The organism is Streptomyces sp. NBC_00289 (genome assembly GCF_041435115.1).
Classification (GTDB): Bacteria; Actinomycetota; Actinomycetes; order Streptomycetales; family Streptomycetaceae; genus Streptomyces.
On record NZ_CP108046.1, the window covers coordinates 3,757,493 to 3,780,574 of the forward strand.

A 23,082-nucleotide genomic window follows, 5' to 3' on the forward strand; every position below is an offset into this window, starting at 1 on the left:
TCCGCTCCTTCGGCATCCGGCCGCCCGCGCTGGGCGGCTCTCACGGGGGACGTCGGAGCCGGGCCGGGGTTCTCGACACGGGTCAGGATTCTTTCTCGGCGGGTTCTCCGGGCTCCTCGTCGGACGCGGCACCCTCTCGTACGGAGCCCTCTCGTACGGAGCCCTCCCGTACGGAGCCCTCCCGTACGGCCGCCGCGCCCTTCGCCGCGTAGGCGTCGCACCGGGGGTTGCGGCACGGGCCGGCCACCCACACCGGGACCCACGCGCCCAGCGTCTTGTGGCGCCGGACGACCGTGTCGACGGGCTGCCCGCAGGCGGGACAGTGGTGCTCTTCGCCGTCCATGTCTTCAGGGTAGGACGCAGGGGCCCCCGGCGCTTCCCGCTCGACGCGACCGCGTGCACGGCCGGTGAGGGCGCGCACCCGGGCACGTCGGACACGGCCCGATGCCCGGGGTGAGCGTCCCGGGCGGGCTACGCGGACTGCGGGTCCCGCCACATCGGCCACATCCGGGGGCCGTCGGGCAGGTCGAGGGGACGGCCCACGAGCGTGAAGCCGAGACGCTCGTACAGCGTGCGGCTGCGGGCACTGCTCGCCTCCAGGTAGGCGGGCAGCGCCTCACGGTCGCAGCGGTCGAGGACCGTCTCGATGAGTGCGCTGCCGAGCCCCTCGCCCTGGCGCTGCGGCGCCACGGCGATCATCCACAGATACTCGTGGGCCCGGCCGGCGGGGTGGATGTCCGCGGTCAGCCGGCCGATCAGCTCGACGCGCTCGTTGTCCGGGTCGACGGCCGCGCGCAGCTGGGCCGGCCCCTCGTCCTCGGCGTGCCCGTCCGCATGCTCGCCGGCGCCGTCCGGCGCGGGCACGGACAGCCACAGCGCGCAGGCCGCGCCGTCCTCGGTGACGTCGATACGGCCCTCGGCGAGCACGATGTCGGTGAAGGCGGCCATCAGCCTGTGGTGGGTCGTGCGGCGGTACGCGTCGCCCGGGAAGACCCATCTGCTGACCGGATCGTCCTGGAAGGCCTCGTCCAGCAGCCGGACGACCGGCTCGCGGTCGCCCTCGCCGGCCACCCGGATCGCCACACCCATGTCCGCCCCTTCGTCCAACCGACATTGATCGTACGGGCGTTGAGCCTATCCGGTGGCAGAAAGGGCGGGCCCCGCACACCGTGGGGATGTGCGGGACCCGCCGACCGGAGCCCTCGGACACCGCGCGGGGTCAGGTCCGCACGGTTCCGGTGGCTCCGGGGTATCGGGGCCCCTCGGTCACCGCGACCGTCAGTTGCTGCGCCGGGTGACGAACTCGGCCAGCGCGAGCAGCCCACCCGCCGCCTCCGGCTCGGGCACCGCGCGGGCCAGTTCCTGCATGGCGCGGGCCATCCGGTCGGCCGCCTGGACCTGCGCCCAGTCGCGTCCGCCCGCCCGCTCCACCGCCAGCGCGGTCCGCTCCAGGTCCCCCTCGCGGTACGGGACGCGGTACAGCTCGGCCAGTTCGGCGGCCGCCGGTGTGCCGGAGGCGAGGGCGGCCACCACGGGCAGTGACTTCTTGCGGGCGACGAGGTCCGCACCGGCCGGCTTGCCGGTGCGCACCGGGTCGCCCCATATGCCGATCACGTCGTCGATGAGCTGGAAGGCGAGCCCGGCCTGCCGGCCGAACGCGTCCATGGCCTCGACGTCCTCCTCCGCGACGCCCGCGTACAGGGCGCCCATCGCGCAGGCGCACCCCAGCAGCGCGCCCGTCTTCGCCTCGGCCATGGTGAGCACCTCGCCGAGGGTGACCTCGCCGGGTGCGCGTCGCTCCATGTCCGTGTCCGTGTGCTGGCCCGCGCACAGTTCCATGACGCAGGCCGCGAGCCGGGCGGCGGCGGCCGCGGACGCCGGGTGCGGGTCCTCGGCGAGCAGTCCGAGGGCCAGTGCCTGCAGAGCGTCCCCGGCGAGGATGGCGTCGGCGTCGCCGAAGACGGTCCAGGCGGTGGGCCGGTGGCGGCGGGTGGTGTCCCGGTCCATCACGTCGTCGTGCAGCAGCGTGAAGTTGTGGACCAGTTCCACCGCCGCGGCCGCCCGCAGGGACGCCGAGCGGGCGGGCTGCCCGCCGAGCGCGGCCGCCGCGGTGAGGACGAGCGCCGGGCGGATCGCCTTGCCCGGGTTGCCCGCCGCCGGAGTGCCGTCGGCGTGTTCCCAGCCGAAGTGGTAGAGCGCGATCCGGCGCATCGAGCCGGGCAGCGACTCGAGAGCCGCACGCAGTCCGGGATCGACACAGGCCCGGGCGCTCTCCAGGATCGCCACGGCCTCCTGCCCGTCGGGCGGACAGGGCTCGGTGGGCCGCTGCTTCGGCTCCGTCATGAACTCGGTCACGGGGTCTCCCTCGGAGAGTCCGCGGACGGTGTCCGCGGAGCGGCCGGCCGCGTGCGACCGGGTGCCCCCGCCCCGGCGGGCGGGGACACGGCTTCCCGGTGCGGGAACGTCACCTCCAGCGGCCGATCTCGACGTTCTCCAGGACACCGAGCGCGTCCGGCACGAGAACCGCGGCCGAGTAGTAGGCCGTCACCAGGTACTTGATGATCGCCTGCTCGTTGATGCCCATGAAGCGCACGGACAGGCTCGGCTCGATCTCGTCCGGGATGCCGGCCTGCTGCAGGCCGATGACGCCCTGCTCGGCCTCGCCGGTACGCATGGCGATGATCGAGGTCGTACGGGCCTCGGTGACCGGGATCTTGGCGCACGGGTAGATCGGCACGCCGCGCCAGGTGGGGATGCGGTGGCCGGCCACGTCGATGGTCTCGGGCACGAGTCCGCGCTTGTTGAGCTCACGGCCGATCGCGGCGATGGCGCGCGGGTGGGCGAGCAGCAGCTTGGTGCCGCGCCGCCTGCTGAGCAGTTCGTCCAGGTCGTCGGGGCTGGGCACGCCGTCGTGCGGCTGGAGCCGCTGGTCGTACTCACAGTTGTTCAGCAGCCCGAACTCGCGGTTGTTGACGAGTTCGTGTTCCTGGCGTTCCTTCAGCGCCTCGACGGTCAGCCGGAGCTGGTGCTCGGTCTGGTTCATCGGCTGGTTGTAGAGGTCGGCCACGCGTGAGTGGATGCGCAGCACGGTCTGGGCGACGCTCAGTTCGTACTCGCGGGGGCTGGACTCGTAGTCGACGAAGGTGTGCGGGATGTCCGGCTCGCCGGAGTGGCCGGCCGCGAGGTCGATCTCCTTCTCGCCGAACTTGTTGGTGCGCTGCTCCGGAATGCTGCGCAGCTGCTGGAGGTGTTCGCGCAGGGACTCGGAGCGCTCGGCGACCTGCTCGACGTCCTGACGGGGCAGTACGAGCATGGTGCACCCGGTGACCGCGCGGGCGGTGTACTCCCAGATGGCGTCCGGGTCCAGCAGTGACTGGTCGCCGAAGTAGGCGCCGTCGGCGAGGACTCCGAGGACCGCGTCGTCGCCGTACGGGCCGGTGCCGACCTTCTCCACCCTGCCGTGCGCCAGCAGGAAGACCTCGTCGGCCGCGCTGCCGAAGGAGGCGATCACGTCGCCCGGCCCGAACTCGCGCTGCTGGCAGCGCCGGGCGAGCTCGGTGAGCACGTCCTCGTCCTCGTAGGACCGCAGCGCGGGCAGTTCGCCCAGCTCGGCGGGGATCACCTCGACGCGGTCGCCGGTCTTCACGAACGTCACCCGGCCGTCGCCCACGGAGTAGGTCAACCGCCGGTTCACCCGGTAGGTGCCGCCCTGGACGTTCACCCACGGCAGCATGCGCAGCAGCCAGCGAGAGCTGATCTCCTGCATCTGCGGCGCGGACTTGGTGGTGGTGGCCAGGTTCCGCGCGGCCGCCGTGCCGAGACTCTGCTGCGGCTTGCCCTGATCCGTGCGGACCTCTTCGCCTACCGACATAAGGAATTGCCCTCCCGGTCATGCCCCGGCACCGATCTGCGCCTGGGCATCGATCTGCCTGACCAAGCCTTCCTCACGGAGCGTGTCGGTGCTATTACACGAAAGAGCGGGAATGGATCACGGGGCGATTGGGCACGGATGGGTCTTCTGTCCACACGCGTCGTGCCGTCGCGCCTCCCGAACGGCGACACGCGCCTCCGCCCCCGTCATCCGGCCTGTCCGAATCGGATCGCTCGCCGTGCGAACGATGTGTCCGGGCCATCCCGTTTTCGGTAGAAGCATCGGTAGCAGCGGGCAGCGTACGGCGGCCGGCGCACAGCACGAAGGAGGCGGCCATGGCCTCACCCATGCCCGCGGGCGGCTTCCTGGCCGCACTCAGGGCCGAAGGCCTCACCGTCGTCGAGGTCGGCGACTGGAAGCACCACAACCGCAACCACAAGGGCCCCTGGGGGCCCGTCCACGGCGTGATGATCCACCACACCGTGACCCATGGCAGTGCGCTGACGGTGGCGCTGTGCCGGGACGGCCGCCCGGACCTGTCGGGGCCGCTGTGCCACGGCGTCATCACCAAGGACGGCACCGTCCACCTCGTCGGATACGGCCGGGCCAACCACGCCGGACTCGGCGACGACGACGTCCTGCGCGCGGTGATCGCGGAGAAGGCGCTGCCGCACGACAACGAGGCGAACACCGACGGCAACCGCCACTTCTACGGCTTCGAGTGCGAGAACCTCGGCGACGGCGAGGACCCCTGGCCCCAGGCCCAGCTCACGGCGATCGAGAAGGCCGCCGCGGCCGTCTGCCGGCATCACGGCTGGACGGAGCGGTCGGTCATCGGCCACCTGGAGTGGCAGCCGGGGAAGGTGGATCCGCGGGGGTTCACCATGGCGTGGCTGCGGGCGCGGGTGCGTGACCGCCTGAAGTAGGCCGCGGCCGGTCGGGGCGGCGACAATGGTGCCGTGACCAGCCCCGACACCGCCGCCCTGCGTCCCCGCCTGCCGTCGCCCCTGCAGGAGCTGTCGGATCCCCGCTGCGCCCGTCACGGCGTCCGTCTGCTGCTCAAGCGCGACGATCTGGTCCACCCGGAGCTCATCGGCAACAAGTGGCGCAAACTCGCGCCCAACCTCACGGCCGCGGCGGGCCGTACGGTCCTCACCTTCGGCGGCGCCTACTCCGGCCACCTGCGCGCCACGGCCGCCGCCGGCCGCCTCCTCGGTCTGCCGACCGTCGGCGTGGTCCGCGGCCAGGAACTCGCCGACCGCCCCCTCAACCCCTCGCTGGCCCGGTGTGCGGCGGACGGCATGCGTCTGCACTTCGTCGACAGGTCGACGTATCGCCGCAAGAGCGAGCCGGAGATCCTCGGGGCGCTGCTGCGTGCGGTGGGCACCGAGGACGCCTACGTCGTCCCGGAGGGCGGCAGCAACGCCCTGGCCGTGCGGGGCTGCCGCGAACTCGGCGCGGAGCTGCGCGGTCGGAGTGACGTCGTCGCGGTCGCCTGCGGCACCGGCGGCACCCTCGCGGGGCTGGCCGCCGGGCTCGCTCCCGGCCAGCGGGCCCTGGGCGTGCCCGTCCTCAGGGGCGGCTTCCTGACCGCCGGCATACAGGCCCTGCAGGGCGAGGCGTTCGGCGGCCCGCGCGGCTCCTGGCACCTCGACGACCGCTTCCACTTCGGCGGCTACGCCCGCACCACGACGGAACTCGACGCCTTCGCGAGCGACTTCGAGGACCGCCACGGCCTGCCCGTCGAACGTCTCTATGTGGCCAAGTTGCTGTACGGCCTCGTCGCGCTCGTGGCGGAGGGCGCCTTCCGGCGCGGGACGACGGTGACGGCCGTCGTCACGGGCCGGCCGTTCCTCACGGGGCCCTGACCACGGTCACCGGCTCCGACCCCGGCGTGCTCAGCTCGCCGCCTCCCGGAAGGCCGCCGCCTCCTCCAGGTCCAGCCTGCGCAGCAGCGTCCGCAGCATCTCGTCGTCGATGTGGCGGGCGTCCCGCAGCCGCACGAACACCTTGCGTTCCGTGCTGATCATCTCCCGGGACAGGCGCCGGTAGGTGTCGTCGACGGTCTCGCCGGTGAGGGGGTTGACCTGGCCGAGGCGTTCCCAGACGGCGTTGCGGCGGCGTTCCAGGACGGCGCGCAGCCGGTCGGCGAGGGGCGGCGGAAGGGCGTTGCGCTCGTCGGCGAGGAGTTCCTCCAGACGCCGCTCGGCGGCCAGGGAGGCCTGCGCCTGGGCGTTGGCCTCCGCGAGCGTCTCGGCCTGCTGGTCGCGGCCGGGCAGCTTCAGCAGGCGGATCAGCGGGGGCAGCGTCACGCCCTGCACGACGAGCGTGCCGATGACCGTCGTGAAGGTCAGGAAGAGGATGAGGTTGCGCCCGGGGAACTTGTCGCCGCCGTGCACCGTGAGCGGGATCGAGAAGGCGATGGCCAGCGACACCACGCCCCGCATGCCGGCCCAGCCGATGACGAACGCGCCCTTCCAGGTGGGATCGGGCTCCCGCTCCCTGATCCGCGCCGACAGCATGCGCGGCAGGAAGGTCGCCGGATAGACCCACACGAAGCGGGTGGCGACCACGACCAGGAAGACGGCCACCGCGTACCAGGCGGCGGTGCCTCCCTCGTACTCCCCGAGGCCCTTGAGGACGACCGGGAGCTGCAGTCCGATCAGGGCGAACACCGACGACTCCAGGACGAACGCGACCATCTTCCACACCGCCTCCTCCTGCAGGCGCGTCGCGAAGTCCACCTCCCACGCGCGGTGACCGAGATAGAGCGCCACGACCACGACCGCGAGGACCCCGGAGGCGTGCACCTGCTCGGCGACGGCGTACGCGACGAACGGGATCAGCAGGGAGAGCGTGTTCTGCAGCAGCGCCTCCTTGAGGTGGGTGCGCAGCCAGTGGATCGGCACCATCAGGAGCAGCCCGATGCCGACGCCGCCGACCGCCGCGAGCAGGAACTCGCCGATCCCCTCGGCCCAGGTGGCGCCCTCGCCGATGGCCGCGGCGAGGGCGACCCGGTAGGCGGTGATCGCGGTGGCGTCGTTCACCAGCGACTCGCCCTGGAGAATCGTGGTGATCCGGGACGGCAGCCCCACCCGGCGCGCCACGGCGGTGGCCGCGACGGCGTCCGGCGGCGCCACCACCGCGCCCAGCACCAGGGCCGCGGCCAGCGGCAGCCCCGGGACGATCCTGTAGACGGCCCAGCCGACCACCACGGTCGCGAACAGCACGTACCCCACCGACAGCAGCGCGACGGGCCGCAGCTGGGCACGCAGGTCGAGGTACGAGCTGTCGGTGGCCGAGGTGTAGAGCAGCGGGGGCAGGATGAGCGGCAGGACGATGTGGGGGTCGAGGGTGTATTCGGGGATTCCGGGGACGTACGAGATCACCAGACCGGCCGCGACCAGCAGCAGCGGTGCGGGCACCGGTGTCCGCCGGGCGGCCGCGGCGATCGCCGCGCTCCCCGCCACCAGCAACAGCAGTGGCATCACGTCCATCGTTCTCGCCCGCCCTCGTTTTTGCGCGCGGCCACCCGCACACCCGTCGTAATCTGGCAATCATGAAACAGTGCACGCACGCCGACGCGCTGCCGCACCCGGAGCCGGAGCCGCTGAGCGAGACCTGTCCGGAGTGTCTACGGGACGGTACGCACCCGGTACAGCTTCGGCTCTGCCTCACCTGCGGTCACGTCGGCTGCTGCGACTCCTCTCCGGCACGGCACGCCAACGAGCACCACAAGGAGTCCGGTCATCCCGTGATGCGAACCTTCGAACCCGGCGAGAACTGGCGTTGGTGCTTCGTGGACCACGTCCTCGTGTGACTCTGGACGGCCTGGGGAGACTCCGGATCCGGACGGTTCGACCGTCTGACGTCTGGGTACGTCAACCCGACGCGCCCTGTTCCCAATTGGGCCCGCGAACCCTCTAGCCACGGAGCGTACTCATAGGTTTACTATGAGTGACAGCAGGGGGTCGGGGTCCCGGGGACAGGAAAGTCGAGAGCGCGGTAGCGTCACCGCTGCACCACGTATCGCGTTACCCCGGGGGGCGACCCTCGGCCCGAAAAGCTTGTACCACCTTGGAGGTGAGGGTGTCCCAGATCGCAGGCGAACCCGCGACCCAGGACTTCGTGGAAGTCCGGCTGCCGGCTGCGGGTGCCTACCTGTCGGTGCTGCGGACGGCCACGGCCGGCCTCGCGGCCCGTTTGGACTTCACCCTCGACGAGATCGAGGACCTTCGCATCGCGGTCGACGAGGCCTGCGCGATCCTGCTCCAGCAGGCCGTGCCCGGCTCGGTGCTCAGCTGTGTCTTCCGGCTCGTCGACGACTCGCTCGAGGTCACCGTCTCGGCGCCGACCACGGACGGTCACGCCCCCGCGCGCGACACGTTCGCCTGGACCGTCCTGTCGGCCCTGGCGGGCAAGGTCTCCTCCGCCGTGGACGAGGACAAAACCGTTTCGATCAGCCTCTACAAACAGCGCGGCGCGGGACCCGGGCCGGCGTGAGGAACGGGGACGGGCCGGTGCGTGACGAAGAGCGCGGCACACGGGAGCTGCCGGCCGAGGAGGGGGGTCCCCCCGGCTCGAGCACGGTCGAGGGCTCGGGAGAAGACGGCCCGAGCGCATTCCGACGCAAGGCGGACGCCATCGACGGCATCCCCGAGCAGGCCCGGCCGCACCCGGAGGACGACTCCTCGGAGGCCGTCGTCCCGGGCGACGGGCAGCGTGATCGGGAAGGTGCCGTGCGGAGCGCGCCTCTGGACGGACGGATCGGGGTCACCCCTGTCCGAGCGGAGGCAGAGGCTCGGGGAAGGGCAACGGGCGGGACGATGAGCGAGCACGAGCGAGAAGACGACAAGGCCGCGCAGCGCGTGCAGCACACTTCGCACCGGCCCCAGGACCGCAGCGGGGCACGCGCCCTGTTCATCGAACTGCGCAAACTGCAGGACGGCAGCCCGGAGTACGCGGAGCTGCGCAACCGGCTGGTCCGCATGCACCTGCCGCTCGTCGAGCACCTCGCCCGCCGCTTCCGCAACCGCGGCGAGCCGCTGGACGACCTGACCCAGGTCGCCACCATCGGCCTGATCAAGTCCGTCGACCGCTTCGATCCGGAGCGCGGCGTCGAGTTCTCGACGTACGCGACGCCCACGGTCGTCGGCGAGATCAAGCGCCACTTCCGCGACAAGGGCTGGGCGGTGCGCGTCCCGCGCCGGCTGCAGGAACTGCGTCTCGCGCTCACCACCGCGACGGCGGAACTCTCGCAGCAGCACGGCCGCTCCCCCACCGTCCACGAGCTGGCCGAGAAACTGGCCATCTCGGAGGAGGAGGTCCTGGAGGGCCTGGAGTCCGCCAACGCGTACTCCACGCTGTCCCTGGACGTCCCCGACACGGACGACGAGTCCCCGGCGGTCGCGGACACCCTGGGCGCGGAGGACGAGGCGCTGGAGGGCGTCGAGTACCGCGAGTCGCTCAAGCCGCTCCTGGAGGACCTCCCGCCGCGCGAGAAGCGGATCCTGCTGCTGCGCTTCTTCGGCAACATGACCCAGTCGCAGATCGCGCAGGAGGTCGGGATCTCGCAGATGCACGTGTCCCGGCTGCTGGCTCGAACGCTGGCCCAGCTGCGGGAGAAGCTGCTGGTGGAGGAGTAGGAGTCCCCGCACCGCACGACTGTCGCCGGATGTACGGCGACCGTCTGGGTCCGCGGCTACCGCTTCCCGTCCTGTGCGCGGCCCGGCCCCTTGACCCCGAGGGCCTGGGTCGTCGCCGGGTTGACCAGCAGCACCAGTGCCGTGACCGCGACGACCGCGAGGGCGATGCCCGCCGGAATCGCCACGCTGTCCGCCTGGAGCAGGTTGTAGGCCACCGGCAGGGCCATGATCTGGGTGATGACGGCCGGGCCCCGGCTCCAGCCGCGCCGTTTGAGCAGCCCGCGCGCGGCGAGCAGCGGCAGCAGCGCGAGGACGATCAGTGTGATGCCGCCGGTGACGGCCGAGCCGCGGTCGTCCGGCTCCCCCGCGAGGCCCTCCACCAGGATCCAGGCACCCCCGACGGCCAGCGCGAGCCCCTCCAGCGCGGCGAGCGCCGCAGCGGCGGTCAGCCGGGCGGGGCGGGGCCCCGTGTCCCGGGCGGTTTCGGCTGCGGGGGCGGGATTCTGAGACGTCACCCTTGCAGGGTAGCCGCGCCGGCGCGGTCACTCGTGGTGAGGTTCACGCACCGATCTCTTACTCGATCCTTGACTCGGCCTGGGATCGGTACCGCCGAGTAGGTACGCTGCAATCCATGCGTGCACTCCTCGTGGTCAATCCGGCGGCAACCACCACAAGCGCACGTACGCGCGATGTCCTGATCCACGCGCTCGCGAGCGAGATGAAACTCGAGGCGGTCACCACCGAGTACCGCGGCCACGCGCGCGACCTGGGCCGGCAGGCGGCGGAGAGCGGGAACGTCGACCTGGTGGTGGCCCTCGGCGGCGACGGCACGGTCAACGAGGTCGTCAACGGTCTGCTGCACGCCGGTCCCGAGCCGGATCGCCTGCCCGGCCTCGCGGTGGTTCCCGGTGGTTCCACCAACGTCTTCGCCCGGGCGCTGGGCCTGCCGAACGACGCCGTGGAGGCCACGGGCGCCCTGTTGGACGCTCTGCGTGAGGGACGGGAACGCACCGTCGGGCTGGGCCTGACGTCCGGCACCCCGGGCACCGAGGACGAGTCGGTGCCGTCCCGCTGGTTCACCTTCAACGCCGGACTCGGCTTCGACGCCGGGGTGGTGGGCCGCGTCGAGCAGCAGCGTGAGCGGGGCCGGAAATCGACGCACGCGCTGTATGTGCGCCAGGTGGTGCGCCAGTTCCTCGGGGAGACCAACCGCCGGCACGGCACGATCTCGGTCGAGCGGCCCGGCGAGGAGACGGTCGACGATCTGGTGGTGGCGATAGTTTCGAACACCTCGCCCTGGACGTATCTCGGCAATCGCCCGATGTACACGTCGCCTAAGGCCTCGTTCGATAAAGGCCTCGACATACTCGGTCTCAGCCGCCTTTCCACGCCCGCGGTCGCCCGGTATGGCACCCAGTTGCTCAGTTCGTCCCCGGAGCGCGGACCCCATGGCAAGCATGCCGTGTCCCTGCACGACCTGACCGAGTTCACCTTGCATTCGAAGGCCCCGCTACCCCTTCAGATGGACGGCGACCACCTCGGGCTGCGTACGAGCGTGACGTTCACAGGCGTACGCCGTGCACTGCGTGTGATTGTGTGAGCAGAAGACGCGAAAGTCCTTTCACTCGAACGTTTAGACCAGGGTCCACCCCATGGAAGTACGGCTGTGACCTAGTCGACACCGAGGAATCAAAAAAAACTTTCCGGTAGGGGTTGTATCCGCCGCTGAGGTTTGCGAGTCTCTACGTGGCGATCGAGACGGCCCGCAACACCGGCCTCCACTGATCACCAGAACCCCTCATCACAAGGACCACACCAGGGAACCTGGCAGTCGGCCCTTCACTTGTTGAGGGATTCGTGAAAGCGTTCACATTCACAAGCAACCTGCATGTAATACCAAGGAGAGGTAGCAGCCATGGACTGGCGTCACAACGCCGTTTGCCGCGAGGAAGACCCCGAGCTCTTCTTCCCCATCGGCAACACCGGTCCTGCGCTGCTGCAGATCGAGGAAGCCAAGGCCGTCTGCCGCCGCTGCCCCGTCATGGAGCAGTGCCTGCAGTGGGCGCTCGAGTCCGGCCAGGACTCCGGCGTCTGGGGTGGTCTCAGCGAGGACGAGCGCCGCGCGATGAAGCGCCGCGCCGCCCGCAACCGGGCCCGTCAGGCCACCGCCTGACACACCCGCCCCGCGACAGCCTGGCTTGGCGGCGCGTACAGCGAGTACGCAACTCCCGCCCCCGAGCCGCAGCGCGCAGTACCCCCGATGCGCAGCAAACGCTGGCAACGAGCATGAAGAAGCCCCGGACCGCTCAACGGTCCGGGGCTTCTTGCTGTGCCTTTCGCCGACGGGCGCGCTACTTGGGGGCCCGCACCGGAATGTCGAGGATCACCCGGGTCCCCCGCTCCGGGGCGCGGACCATGTCGAACGTGCCGCCCAACTCGCCTTCCACCAGGGTCCGTACGATCTGCAGGCCGAGGTTGCCCCCGGTGTGCGGGTCGAAGCCCTCGGGCAGTCCGACGCCGTCGTCCTGGACGGTCACCAGCAGGCGGGTCTCCTTCGTGGAGCCGCCGCGGACCGCCGAGACCTCGACGGTGCCGGTGTCGCCCTCGCGGAAGCCGTGCTCCAGGGCGTTCTGCAGGATCTCGGTCAGCACCATCGACAGGGGCGTGGCGACCTCGGCGTCCAGGATGCCGAAGCGGCCGGTGCGCCGGCCGGCCACCTTGCCCGGGGAGATCTCGGCGACCATCGCGAGGACACGGTCGGCGATCTCGTCGAACTCCACCCGCTCGTCGAGGTTCTGGGAGAGGGTCTCGTGCACGATCGCGATCGAACCGACCCGCCGTACCGCCTCCTCCAGGGCCTCGCGGCCGCGGTCGGACTCGATACGCCGGGCCTGGAGGCGCAACAGGGCGGCCACCGTCTGCAGGTTGTTCTTCACCCGGTGGTGGATCTCCCGGATGGTCGCGTCCTTGGTGATCAACTCTCGCTCGCGCCGCCGTAGTTCGGTCACGTCCCGGAGCAGGACCAGCGAACCGATCCGGGTGCCCTTGGGCTTGAGCGGAATCGCCCGGAACTGGATCACCCCGTCGTGGGACTCGATCTCGAACTCGCGCGGCGCCCAGCCGCTGGCGACCTTGGCCAGCGCCTCGTCCACCGGCCCGAGTGTCGGGGCGAGTTCGGCCGTGGTCTCGCCCAGGTGCTGGCCGACGAGGTCGGTCGCGAGGCCGAGGCGGTGGTACGCGGACAGGGCGTTCGGCGAGGCGTACTGGACGATGCCGTCCGCGTCCAGCCGGATGAGACCGTCGCCCACCCGGGGCGAGGCGTCCATGTCCACCTGCTGGTTCGCGAACGGGAAGGAGCCGGCCGCGATCATCTGCGCGAGGTCCGAGGCGCTCTGGAGGTACGTCAGCTCCAGGCGGCTCGGGGTACGCACGGTGAGCAGGTTGGTGTTGCGCGCGATGACCCCGAGCACGCGCCCCTCACGCCGTACGGGGATCGACTCGACCCGGACCGGGACCTCCTCACGCCACTCGGGGTCGCCCTCGCGGACGATCCGGCCCTCGTCGTGCGCGGCGTCCAGCATGGGCCGGCGGCCGCGGGGCACGAGGTGGCCGACCATGTCGTCCTGGTACGAGGTGGGGCCGGTGTTGGGCCGCATCTGGGCGACGGAGACGTAGCGGGTGCCGTCGCGGGTGGGGACCCACAGGACGAGGTCGGCGAAGGAGAGGTCGGAGAGCAGCTGCCACTCCGAGACCAGCAGGTGAAGCCACTCGAGGTCGGAGTCGTCGAGGGCGGTGTGCTGGCGTACGAGTTCGTTCATGGAGGGCACGTCACCGAGCGTACCCGGAGGGCGCACAGGCCCCGGAGACACCCGCGGGCCGCGGCGCCTGGGAGGGACCCTCAACCCTCCCGGCACCGCAGCCCGGAGCAACATCGGCCGTGGGGTGTGCGGTCCCGGTCGGCCGAAGGATGAGGAGCCGGGGCAGTCAGGGCAGAGAGCTCCGGATCCTCGGTCCGTCTTCCTGTGCGGGGAAGACGGAAGCGTGGCGCTTCCTCCATCGCATTCTGGACTAGACCACTGTGTGTGTCCATGCGTTGGAGGCTGTTTGTTGTTGTCACTTCCCGAAGTGGTAGGACGTCCTGGCATCCACCACGCAGCCTAACCCGTGTGGGTTCGTGTGCGGGGGGAGATTCCGATGACATTTCCCGCCGACGCCTCCGGCTCTTCGCGCTCTGTTAGATTGGTCTAAACCACATATCGTCATTCTCACCGTGTTCGGATCGCTCTTCAGATCGGCAGGCCCAGCGTGGAAGTTGTCATCGTTCCGGACGCCCGGTCGGGCGGCGAGCTCATCGCCGATGCCATCGCCCGGCTCCTGCGGCGCAAGCCCGACGCCCTGCTCGGCGTGGCCACCGGCTCGACTCCGCTGCCCGTCTACGAGGCGCTGGCGTCCGAGGTGAAGTCCGCCGCCGTGGACGCCTCGCGGGCCCGGATCGCACAGCTCGACGAATACGTGGGGCTGCCCGCCGAGCACCCCGAGTCCTACCGCTCGGTACTGCGGCGCGAGGTGCTGGAGCCGCTCGGGATCGGTATGGACGCGTTCATCGGACCCGACGGCACGGCCCAGGACGTGCTCGGGGCCTGCGAGGCGTACGACAGGGCGCTGGCCGAGGCCGGCGGGGTGGATCTCCAGCTGCTCGGGATCGGCACCGACGGACACATCGGGTTCAACGAGCCCTGCTCCTCCCTCGCCTCGCGGACCAGGATCAAGACGCTCACCGAGCAGACCCGGATCGACAACGCGCGCTTCTTCGACGGTGACATCGAGCAGGTCCCGCACCACGTCATCACGCAGGGCATCGGCACCATCCTCGAGGCCCGCCACCTGGTGCTCCTCGCCACCGGTGAGGGCAAGGCGGACGCGGTCGCCGCGACGGTGGAGGGACCGGTCGCCGCGGTCTGCCCGGCCTCCGCGCTCCAGCTCCACCCGCACGCCACCGTGGTCGTCGACGAGGCCGCCGCGTCCAAGCTGAAGCTCGCCGACTACTTCCGGCACACCTTCGCCAACAAGCCGGACTGGCAGGGGATCTAGTTCTCCGCCTGTCCCCCACGGCCTGTCGTCGCCCGGCGCGGGCACGCGGAAGGCGCCGGTCCCCAGCGGGGGCCGGCGCCTTCGTCGTACGGGTTCACGCCCCCGCGACGACCTCCGCGGCCGCCCGGCCGCACACCCGGGCCGCGCCGTGGGTGGCGATGTGCAGGGCTCCTCGCGGGGTGGCCTGCGGCAGGCCCATCTCGACGACGACCGTGTCGGGGCGGGCCGCCAGCAGGGTGTCGAGGGCGGCCGCCATCCAGGGGTGGCGGTGTTCGTCGCGCACGACGGCCACGACCCGACGGCCACCGGCGGCGGCCAGGGCGTGCTGCCCGGCGTCCTCGCCCGAGAAGCTGCCCGTCTCCGTGCCGGGAAGCAGGCGGGAGAGCTCAGCGGCCACTCCCCAGGGCGTCTCGGCGCCGACCGCGATGTTCGCGACCGGGGTGAGCGCGGCGACGTAGGGCGCTTCGGTGAGCGGGGTGAAGTCCGGCGCTCCGGTGATCCGCAGGGCACGCCGGGCCGCGCGCAGGCCGACCTCGCTGTCACCGGCGTCCTGGCCGGCGCTGCCCGCCGCCGCCGTCCAGCGTGCCAGGGCGCGCACCCGCTCCGCCGCGTCCGCGAGGCGTTCCTCGGGCAGCTCGCCGGAGCGCACGGCCGCGACCAGGGCGTCGCGCAGGCGCCGTACCGTCTCGTCGTCGCACAGTCCGCCGCCCACGCAGATCGCGTCGGCTCCGGCGGCGACGGCGAGGACGCTGCCGCGTTCGATGCCGTAGGTGCCGGCGATGGCCCGCATCTCCATGCCGTCGGTGACGATCAGGCCGTCGTAGCCGAGTTCGCCGCGCAGCAGGTCGGTCAGGATGCGGCGGGACAACGTCGCCGGGCGGTCCGGGTCCAGGGCCGGGACCAGGATGTGGGCGCTCATGACCGCGCGGGTGCCCGCGGCGATCGCGGCGCGGAACGGCACGAGTTCGCGTTCCCCGAGCACCTCGCCCTGCGCGTCGATGCGGGGCAGCGCGTGGTGGGAGTCCACCGCCGTGTCGCCGTGGCCGGGGAAGTGCTTGGTGCAGGCGGCGACTCCGGCGGACTGCAGGCCGGTGACATAGGCGGCCGTGTGCCGGGCGGCGAGGCGGGTGTCGGCGCCGAAGGAGCGGACACCGATGACCGGGTTGGCGGGGTTGGAGTTCACGTCCGCCGACGGAGCCCAGTTGAGGTTGACCCCGCAGGCGGCCAGGCGGCGGCCGAGTTCGGCGGCGACGTCCCTGGTCAGCTCGACGTCGTCGACCGCGCCCAGCGCGTTGTTGCCCGGGAAGGAGGAACCGGTCCGCACCTCGAGCCGGGTGACGTCGCCGCCCTCCTCGTCGATCGCGACGAGCACGTCCTCGCGTTCGGCGCGCAGCTGGGCGGTCAGGGCGGACAGTTGCTCGGCGGAGGCGATGTTGCGGCCGAACAGGCCGACGGAGGCGAGGCCCTCGCCGAGCCGGCGCAGCAGCCAGTCGGGGGCCGTGGTGCCGGGGAAGCCGGGCTGGAGGACGGTAAGCGCGTCACGCGACAGGCCGTCTCCACCTGAACTGGACGCAGTGGTGCCACTGGCGAATGTCGTCATCGGGCTGCGTTATCCCTTCACGGCGCCCGCGGTCAGGCCCGCGGCCATCTTGCGCTGGACGAGGAGGAACAGGACGACGATCGGCACGGCCATCATCGTGGAGCCGGCCATCATCGGGGCGTACTCGGTGCCGTGCTTGGTGGTGAAGTTGCCGAGCCAGACGGTCGCGGTCTGGTTCTTCTGGCTGAGCAGCATGAGGGCGTACAGGTACTCGTTCCAGGCCTGGATGAAGCCGTAGACCGAGGTGGCGACCATGCCGGGGGCCAGCAGCGGGAACACGACCCGGATGAAGGCGCCGGTGCGGGAGCAGCCGTCGACCATGGCCGCCTCCTCCAGTTCCTTCGGGATGTTGACGATGAAGCCGCGCAGCGTCCACACCGTGAAGGGGAGGATGAAGGTCAGATAGGTGAGGATCAGGCCGGTGAGCTTGTCGTACTGCTCCAGGTCGTTGAGGAGCAGGAAGACCGGGATGATCATGGCGACCAGCGGGACCATCTGGACCGCCAGGATGCCGACGATCACGACCTTGCGGCCGCGGAAGGCGAAGCGCGAGATGGCGAGCGCGGCCAGCATGCCGACGACGATGCCGATGGCCACGACCGACAGGGACACGATCAGGCTGCGGCCGACCGGGCCCCAGAAGTCGGCGATGTCCAGCGCCCGGCTGAAGTTGGAGAGGGTGAATCCGGTCGGCAGCAGGCTCGGGTCCGGGTCGATGGCGTCCTTCGCCGGTTTGATGGCCGTGTTGACCATCCAGTAGACGGGGAAGCCCGCGGCGAGGAAGACGAGGAGACCGAGGAGGTTCCAGCCGGCCTTGGACCTGCGGGGCCGCGAGGTGCTCCCCGCGCCGGTTCCCGAGGTGGTTCCCGAGCCGGTTCCCGTGGTGGCGACGGCGTTCACGGCGGTCATTCGACGTCTCCGATCTGCAGCATCTGGCGCATGTAGACGGCGACCACTCCGAGCAGCAACAGCACGGTGAGGAGGGCGATCGCGGAGCCCTGCGCGTAGTCGTTGACCACGAAGGCACGGTCGTACGAGTACGTGGTGAGGAGCTGGAACTCGGCCTCGGGATGCTCGTTGCGCATCACGAAGACCTGCGGGAAGACGCCCATGTCCCAGATGACCGAGAGGGTCGTCAGCATCACGATGATCGGCTTGAGGATGGGGAGGGTGACGTGCCGGAACACGCCCCAGGCTCCGGCGCCGTCCAGCCGGGCCGCCTCCTCCAGTTCGGCGGGCACCTGGGTGAGGCCCGCGCTGAGGGTGATGACGACGAACGGCACCGCGCCCCACACCACCAGGAGCATGATCACGGCCAGGCCCTGCGGTCCGCTGGCGAACCAGTTGTGGCCGATCAGGTCGACGCCGGGCAGCTTGCTGGCCAGCGCGTTGAGGATGCCGTAGTCGGCGTCGAACAACCACTTGAAGACCGTGGTGGCGACGATGATGGGCATGCCCCAGCTGGCCACCAGCGCGATGTTGACGAGTGTCTTCACCCAGCCGGAGACGCGTTGCAGCAGCAGTGCCACCGCCATGCCGATGACCATCGTGAAGATCACCGAACCGGCCGCGAAGACGATCGTGCGGACCACGACCTGCCAGAACTCGTCGTCGCTCAGCACCTTGGTGAAGTTGTCGAACCCGACCGACTCGGCCGGCTGGAAGCCCCACAGCTGGGACTGCCCGAACTTTTGGAAGGAGAGGGTGACCAGGCGGACCAGCGGATAGCCGAGGACGAGCACCAGGATCAGAAGACAGGGGGCGAGCAGCAGCCATGGCGTGCCGGCGCCCGAACTCCGCTTGCCGGGTGGCTTCTTCGCGACGGCCGGTGGTGGTGGCGACTGCCGCGTGGGCGGCACTTTGGCAGTGGTCGTGTCTGCGGCACTCATCCGCGCGCTCCTCAGCGGTCCCTCAGGTCGTACGGAAAGCAGGGCCCCGCCGACAACGGGGCCCCGCCTCAGGTCACTTGGTGTTGATGACCTTGTCGATCGCGGCGTCCGCGTCCTTCGCGGCCGCCTCCACCGACTTCTTGCCGGTACCGATCTGCTGCAGCATGGTCTGCAGGACCTGGGCCTTCTCGACCTGGCCCCAGCCCGGCGCCATCGGGACGAACCAGTTGGACTCGGCCGCGGTGGCCGGGACCGCGGTCGCGGGGTCGTTCTTGAGGGTCGCGAGGTCGGTCTTGTTGTTGGGCAGGTTGCCCTTGCCGATCAGGCCCTTCTGGCCGGCCGGACCGGTGAACGCGTTGATCCACTCGGCGGCGAGGGCCTGCGCCTTCGACTTCACCGGTACGGCGAGGTCGCTGCCGCCGAGGAAGACGGGGAGGTTCTTGCCGGACGGGCCGGGCATCACGAAGTTCTCGAGGTTGCCCTTGAGCTTGCCGGTCTTGTCGTTCTTCGGGTCCTCGGAGGTCGCGCCCTCCCAGGCCGCGCCGAAGATCATGCCGGACTTGCCCTGGCCGTAGACGATGTACCGGTCCGACTCGTCCTTGGTCTTGTCGCCGTGCATGTACTTGTCGACGACGTTCTTGAACGCGGTGAGGCCCTTGACGGACTCCGGCGAGGACAGGGTGCCCTTCCACTGGCCGCCCGACTCGGCGGCGATCGAGCCGCCGGCGTCGTAGACGAAGGACATGGCCGCGTACCAGTCGCGGGTGGGCTGGTACCAGGCGCTGAACTTGTCGCCCTCCTTCTTCTGCACCTTGTTCAGGGCGGAGGTCAGCTCGGCGTACGTCTTCGGGGTGGACTTGACGCCGACCGAGGCGAACAGGTCCTTGCGCCAGTTGGCGACGCGGCCACCGGCGTAGTAGGGGACGCCGTAGGTCTTGCCGTCGTAGGTCACCGAGGCCTTGAGGCCGTCCAGCCAGGCGGAGGAGTTGTCGAACTTGGCCGCGTCGAGGGGGGCGAAGGCGCCCTTGACCATGTAGCCGAGCATCTCGGTGTTGCCCATCTCGACCACGTCGGGGGCCTTATCGGTGGCGAGCACCGCGTCGAGCTTGGTGTTCTTGTCCGGCCAGCCGTAGTACTCGTGGTTGATCTTGACGCCGGGGTGCTTCTTCTGCACGGCGGCGTCGGCGGCCTTCACCAGTTCCGGCCAGTTGTTCTGAGCGTCGACGGTGAGCCAGACGGTCAGCTCCTTGGCGTCAGCGCCGCTCTTGTCCGAACCCCCGCTGTTGTCGTCCCCGCACGCCGCGATGGAGACCATCATGCCCGCGATACCGATCGCGACTATCAGCTTGCGCTTCACGCCACCCTCCTCAGGGATGCCCTCAAACCCCCCACGCTCCCTGCGGTGACCGTTGTCGTGGATACCGCCCAGCGGGGCCGGGACTGGACCAATGGTGTAGACCAGTAGGGGGAGCTTGGCCCAGACCAATAGGCGTGTCAAGGGTGTTCAGGCGGGCTCCGGGCGTCCGTGATGCGACCGAGATATGCAGGGACCTTTCATTGCGCAAGCGACAGATCGGACGGACCAGTGCCGCTGTACCACAGCGTGAGGAACGGCGCGGTGGACTAGACCAACACCGGCGCCGACGGTATACAGAGGGGATCACGGAGCGTGTGGGGCCAACCCGCCCGGAGCCGTGCCACGATGTGAGCCGTGGCCGACGGGTGTCGGTCGTTTCGGCATCCGAAGCCGGGAAGGCGGAGCATGAGCACCGACGTCAGCAGTGCGGAGAACGAGGGTGGGGCCACCGTCCGTACCGCGCGCGTGCCCAAGTACTACCGTCTCAAGAAGCATCTGCTCGACATGACGGAGACGCAGTCGCCGGGCACGCCGGTACCGCCCGAGCGCACACTGGCCGCCGAGTTCGACACCTCGCGCACGACGGTGCGCCAGGCGTTGCAGGAACTCGTCGTCGAGGGCCGGCTCGAGCGCATCCAGGGCAAGGGCACCTTCGTCGCCAAGCCGAAGGTCTCCCAGGCGCTCCAACTCACCTCGTACACGGAGGACATGCGCGCCCAGGGCCTCGAACCCACCTCCCAGCTCCTGGACATCGGCTACATCACCGCCGACGACCGGCTCGCCGGTCTGCTCGACATCACGGCCGGCGGCCGGGTGCTGCGCATCGAGCGGCTGCGCATGGCCAACGGCGAGCCGATGGCCATCGAGACGACGCATCTGGCCGCGAAGCGCTTCCCGGCGCTGCGCCGCAGTCTCGTCAAGTACACCTCCCTCTACACGGCGCTCGCCGAGGTCTACGACGTCCATCTCGCCGAGGCCGAGGAGACCATCGAGACCTCGCTGGCCACCCCGCGCGAGGCCGGCCTGCTCGGCACCGACGTGGGTCTGCCGATGCTGATGCTGTCCCGGCACTCGCTGGACCGGAAGGGACAGCCGGTGGAGTGGGTGCGGTCGGTGTACCGGGGGGACCGCTACAAGTTCGTGGCCAGGCTCAAGCGGCCGCAGGACTAGGCTCCGCCGCCCTCCGACCAGGGCAGGTCCCCGGTTCGGTGCGGCCGAGTGAGGATGTGGAGTCGATATTCGGACGGGGTCTTCCGCTGTCCTGACACCGTCGCCTACATTGCCTGCGCATTGCCCAGGTGATCAGCGAGGGGACGGAGCCGCGACATGTCAGATGTGCCCGAAGTGCAACCACCGGTGGTGACACCGGTCCGCGTGGTCATCGCGCTCTGTCTCATAGCGCCGTTCGTCGCGATGCTGTGGATCGGCTCCTACGCGAAGACGGACCCGGCGTTCATCGGGATCCCGTTCTTCTACTGGTACCAGATGCTGTGGGTGCTCATCTCCACGGTCCTGACGATGACCGCGTACGCGTTGTGGCGCCGTGACCAGCGCGCCCGCGCCGCACGGACCGGGGGTGCGTCGACGTGAACGACGGAGTCAACGGCGTCGCGCTCGCCGTCTTCATCTTCTTCTTCGTGGCCGTCACGGCCATGGGCTTCCTCGCCGCACGCTGGCGCAAGGCCGAGAACGAGCACAGCCTCGACGAATGGGGCCTGGGCGGCCGGTCGTTCGGCACCTGGGTCACCTGGTTCCTGCTCGGCGGCGACCTGTACACGGCGTACACCTTCGTCGCCGTGCCCGCGGCGATCTACGCGGCCGGCGCGGCCGGCTTCTTCGCGGTGCCGTACACGATCCTGGTGTACCCGCTGATCTTCACCTTCCTGCCGCGTCTGTGGTCGGTCTCGCACAAGCACGGATACGTCACCACCTCGGACTTCGTGCGCGGCCGGTTCGGCTCCAAGGGCCTGTCGCTGGCGGTCGCCGTCACCGGCATCCTCGCGACGATGCCGTACATCGCGCTCCAACTGGTCGGCATCCAGGCCGTGCTGGACGTGATGGGGGTGGGCGGCGGCGAGAACACCAACTGGTTCGTGAAGGACCTGCCCCTGCTGATCGCGTTCGGTGTGCTGGCGGCGTACACCTACTCGTCGGGGCTGCGCGCGCCCGCGCTGATCGCGTTCGTGAAGGACACGCTGATCTACATCGTCATCGCGGTGGCGATCATCTACATTCCGATCAAGCTGGGCGGCTTCGACGACATCTTCGCCAAGGCGGCCGATGCCTTCAGCCAGACGAACCCGGCGACGGGCAAGCCGCGCGGGGCGCTCGTCCCGGCCGAGGCGGGGCAGTGGACGTACGCCACCCTGGCGTTGGGCTCCGCCCTCGCGCTCTTCATGTACCCGCACTCGATCACGGCGACGCTGTCCTCACGCAGCCGTGAGGTGATCCGTCGCAACACCACGATCCTGCCGCTGTACTCGCTGATGCTCGGCCTGCTGGCGCTGCTCGGCTTCATGGCGATCGCGGCCGGGGTGAAGGTCACCAACGGGCAGTTGGCGATTCCGCAGCTGTTCGAGGACATGTTCCCGGACTGGTTCGCGGGTGTCGCCTTCGCGGCGATCGGCATCGGCGCGCTCGTCCCGGCGGCGATCATGTCGATCGCGGCCGCGAACCTCTTCACCCGCAACATCTACAAGGACTTCATCAAGCCCGACGCGACGCCGGCCCAGGAGACCAAGGTCTCCAAGCTGGTCTCCCTCCTGGTGAAGGTGGGCGCGCTGGTCTTCGTCCTGACCATGGACAAGACGGTGGCGATCAACTTCCAGCTGCTGGGCGGAATCTGGATCCTGCAGACCTTCCCGGCCCTGGTCGGCGGCCTGTTCACCCGCTGGTTCCACCGCTGGGCACTGCTGGCAGGCTGGGCGGTCGGCATGGTCTACGGCACCTTCGCCGCGTACGGCGTCGCCTCCCCCACCCAGAAGCACTTCGGCGGCTCGGCGAAGGAGATCCCCGGCATCGGCGAGATCGGCTACATCGGCCTGACGGCGTTCGTGCTGAACCTGGTCGTCACGGTGGTCCTCACCTTCGTCCTGAAGGCCGCGAAGGCCCCCGAGGGCATCGACGAGACCAGCCCGGTGGACTACACGGCGGACGCCGGCGATCCGGGCGTGGAGGTGGAGCTGCCGCCGGCCACGGCGGGCACCTCGCACTGACCCGACGCACGCACCCGCCAGCGGGCCGCCGGAGCACGTCCGGCGGCCCGCCGGCGTCTCCGCGAGCTCGTCTCCGCCCCCGCCGTCGCCCTCCCCGCGTTGCCGCTCAGACACGCTCCGAAGCCGACGTGACACAACATCTGGGGGTGCAACCGCGGCCCGGCACAAGATGTATGCTCATGCTCGCTGTCGCCGCAGGGGAATCCGGTGCGAATCCGGAACTGTCCCGCAACGGTGTACTCATGCGCGCATATCCGCGTACGAGCGTCAGTCCGAGGACCTGCCGACAGCGCGCCCGGCCATCCGGCCGGGCTGCCAGGACGTCCGGGCCTCGTGGAATGGGCCGGTGGACGCGACGCCGCGTGCGCTCGTGAACCGCCCCCTCCGCAAGGCCCCGTGCCGAGCGAGGGAGAG

22 protein-coding genes and 1 riboswitch are annotated in these 23,082 nt (G+C 70.4%); of the genes, 11 read left to right on the plus strand and 11 right to left on the minus strand.

From position 1 onward, the window contains the following. Positions 1 to 82: 82 nt before the first annotated feature. From OG985_RS17020 to OG985_RS17035, 4 genes are all read right to left on the minus strand, one after another. Positions 83 to 343 (minus strand): hypothetical protein, encoded by a 261-nt coding sequence (locus OG985_RS17020; RefSeq protein WP_371669187.1) that lies wholly within the window; start codon positions 341 to 343, stop codon positions 83 to 85. Between the two features lie 128 nt (positions 344 to 471). Next, positions 472 to 1,089, minus strand: coding sequence for a GNAT family N-acetyltransferase (locus OG985_RS17025; RefSeq protein WP_371669188.1), 618 nt, complete (start codon positions 1,087 to 1,089; stop codon positions 472 to 474). A gap of 189 nt (positions 1,090 to 1,278) precedes the next feature. Beyond that, positions 1,279 to 2,343, minus strand: coding sequence for a family 2 encapsulin nanocompartment cargo protein polyprenyl transferase (locus OG985_RS17030; RefSeq protein ID WP_371674399.1), 1,065 nt, complete (start codon positions 2,341 to 2,343; stop codon positions 1,279 to 1,281). Positions 2,344 to 2,464: 121 nt separating this feature from the next. Continuing rightward, positions 2,465 to 3,871, minus strand: a complete 1,407-nt coding sequence (locus OG985_RS17035) for a family 2B encapsulin nanocompartment shell protein (protein ID WP_371669189.1) — start codon at positions 3,869 to 3,871, stop codon at positions 2,465 to 2,467. Positions 3,872 to 4,206: 335 nt separating this feature from the next. Here OG985_RS17035 and OG985_RS17040 point away from each other — a divergent pair, with 335 nt between their 5' ends. Both OG985_RS17040 and OG985_RS17045 read left to right on the plus strand, forming a co-directional pair. Further along, positions 4,207 to 4,797: an N-acetylmuramoyl-L-alanine amidase gene (locus OG985_RS17040; RefSeq protein WP_371669190.1), complete on the plus strand. Its 591-nt coding sequence runs from the start codon at positions 4,207 to 4,209 to the stop codon at positions 4,795 to 4,797. Between the two features lie 33 nt (positions 4,798 to 4,830). After that, complete coding sequence (locus tag OG985_RS17045; RefSeq protein WP_371669191.1) at positions 4,831 to 5,739, plus strand: 1-aminocyclopropane-1-carboxylate deaminase/D-cysteine desulfhydrase; 909 nt, start codon at positions 4,831 to 4,833, stop codon at positions 5,737 to 5,739. A gap of 30 nt (positions 5,740 to 5,769) precedes the next feature. Here OG985_RS17045 and OG985_RS17050 read toward each other — a convergent pair whose 3' ends face one another. Next, a complete protein-coding gene (locus tag OG985_RS17050; RefSeq protein ID WP_371669192.1) occupies positions 5,770 to 7,368 on the minus strand; it encodes a Na+/H+ antiporter in 1,599 nt (532 codons plus the stop codon). A 62-nt stretch (positions 7,369 to 7,430) separates the two neighbouring features. Between OG985_RS17050 and OG985_RS17055 the strand changes: the two genes are divergently transcribed. From OG985_RS17055 to OG985_RS17065, 3 genes are all read left to right on the plus strand, one after another. After that, the gene (locus tag OG985_RS17055; RefSeq protein ID WP_371669193.1) at positions 7,431 to 7,691 is read left to right on the plus strand and encodes a UBP-type zinc finger domain-containing protein; all 261 of its coding nucleotides are present in this window, start codon (positions 7,431 to 7,433) and stop codon (positions 7,689 to 7,691) included. A gap of 269 nt (positions 7,692 to 7,960) precedes the next feature. Continuing rightward, a complete protein-coding gene (locus OG985_RS17060) occupies positions 7,961 to 8,374 on the plus strand; it encodes an anti-sigma regulatory factor (protein ID WP_019058277.1) in 414 nt (137 codons plus the stop codon). After that, positions 8,371 to 9,516, plus strand: a complete 1,146-nt coding sequence (locus tag OG985_RS17065) for an RNA polymerase sigma factor SigF (protein WP_371669194.1) — start codon at positions 8,371 to 8,373, stop codon at positions 9,514 to 9,516. Before OG985_RS17060 ends, OG985_RS17065 begins: the two co-directional genes overlap by 4 nt. A gap of 56 nt (positions 9,517 to 9,572) precedes the next feature. On the opposite strand, the gene OG985_RS17070 is transcribed toward OG985_RS17065, so the two are convergent. Beyond that, entirely contained in the window at positions 9,573 to 10,031 is a 459-nt protein-coding gene (locus OG985_RS17070; protein ID WP_371669195.1) for a hypothetical protein, read from the minus strand. A 116-nt stretch (positions 10,032 to 10,147) separates the two neighbouring features. Here OG985_RS17070 and OG985_RS17075 point away from each other — a divergent pair, with 116 nt between their 5' ends. Next, the gene (locus OG985_RS17075) at positions 10,148 to 11,116 is read left to right on the plus strand and encodes a diacylglycerol kinase family protein (protein ID WP_371669196.1); all 969 of its coding nucleotides are present in this window, start codon (positions 10,148 to 10,150) and stop codon (positions 11,114 to 11,116) included. Positions 11,117 to 11,431: 315 nt separating this feature from the next. Continuing rightward, on the plus strand, positions 11,432 to 11,689 hold the full coding sequence (locus OG985_RS17080) for a WhiB family transcriptional regulator (RefSeq protein ID WP_006380970.1): 258 nt from the start codon (positions 11,432 to 11,434) through the stop codon (positions 11,687 to 11,689). Between the two features lie 178 nt (positions 11,690 to 11,867). Here OG985_RS17080 and OG985_RS17085 read toward each other — a convergent pair whose 3' ends face one another. Next, entirely contained in the window at positions 11,868 to 13,343 is a 1,476-nt protein-coding gene (locus OG985_RS17085; protein ID WP_371669197.1) for a sensor histidine kinase, read from the minus strand. Positions 13,344 to 13,821: 478 nt separating this feature from the next. Between OG985_RS17085 and nagB the strand changes: the two genes are divergently transcribed. Then, the gene (gene nagB, locus OG985_RS17090) at positions 13,822 to 14,607 is read left to right on the plus strand and encodes a glucosamine-6-phosphate deaminase (protein WP_371669198.1); all 786 of its coding nucleotides are present in this window, start codon (positions 13,822 to 13,824) and stop codon (positions 14,605 to 14,607) included. Between the two features lie 94 nt (positions 14,608 to 14,701). On the opposite strand, the gene OG985_RS17095 is transcribed toward nagB, so the two are convergent. From OG985_RS17095 to OG985_RS17110, 4 genes are all read right to left on the minus strand, one after another. Further along, the gene (locus OG985_RS17095; protein ID WP_371669199.1) at positions 14,702 to 16,207 is read right to left on the minus strand and encodes a glycoside hydrolase family 3 protein; all 1,506 of its coding nucleotides are present in this window, start codon (positions 16,205 to 16,207) and stop codon (positions 14,702 to 14,704) included. 9 nt (positions 16,208 to 16,216) lie between these two features. Beyond that, positions 16,217 to 17,116, minus strand: coding sequence for a carbohydrate ABC transporter permease (locus OG985_RS17100; RefSeq protein WP_371669200.1), 900 nt, complete (start codon positions 17,114 to 17,116; stop codon positions 16,217 to 16,219). Further along, positions 17,113 to 18,096: a carbohydrate ABC transporter permease gene (locus OG985_RS17105; RefSeq protein WP_371669201.1), complete on the minus strand. Its 984-nt coding sequence runs from the start codon at positions 18,094 to 18,096 to the stop codon at positions 17,113 to 17,115. Before OG985_RS17105 ends, OG985_RS17100 begins: the two co-directional genes overlap by 4 nt. 73 nt (positions 18,097 to 18,169) lie before the next feature. Next, entirely contained in the window at positions 18,170 to 19,453 is a 1,284-nt protein-coding gene (locus OG985_RS17110; RefSeq protein ID WP_371669202.1) for an extracellular solute-binding protein, read from the minus strand. A gap of 405 nt (positions 19,454 to 19,858) precedes the next feature. On the opposite strand from OG985_RS17110, the gene OG985_RS17115 reads away from it, so the two are divergent. From OG985_RS17115 to mctP, 3 genes are all read left to right on the plus strand, one after another. Continuing rightward, positions 19,859 to 20,623 carry a GntR family transcriptional regulator gene (locus tag OG985_RS17115; RefSeq protein ID WP_371669203.1) on the plus strand — a complete coding sequence of 255 codons (765 nt, stop codon included), beginning with the start codon at positions 19,859 to 19,861 and terminating at the stop codon, positions 20,621 to 20,623. 156 nt (positions 20,624 to 20,779) lie between these two features. Then, a complete protein-coding gene (locus OG985_RS17120; protein WP_371669204.1) occupies positions 20,780 to 21,043 on the plus strand; it encodes a DUF3311 domain-containing protein in 264 nt (87 codons plus the stop codon). After that, positions 21,040 to 22,668 (plus strand): monocarboxylate uptake permease MctP, encoded by a 1,629-nt coding sequence (mctP, locus tag OG985_RS17125; RefSeq protein ID WP_371669205.1) that lies wholly within the window; start codon positions 21,040 to 21,042, stop codon positions 22,666 to 22,668. The genes OG985_RS17120 and mctP overlap by 4 nt, the downstream gene beginning before the upstream one ends. Positions 22,669 to 22,806: 138 nt before the next feature. Then, positions 22,807 to 22,971: riboswitch (cobalamin riboswitch) on the plus strand. Positions 22,972 to 23,082 lie beyond the last annotated feature (111 nt).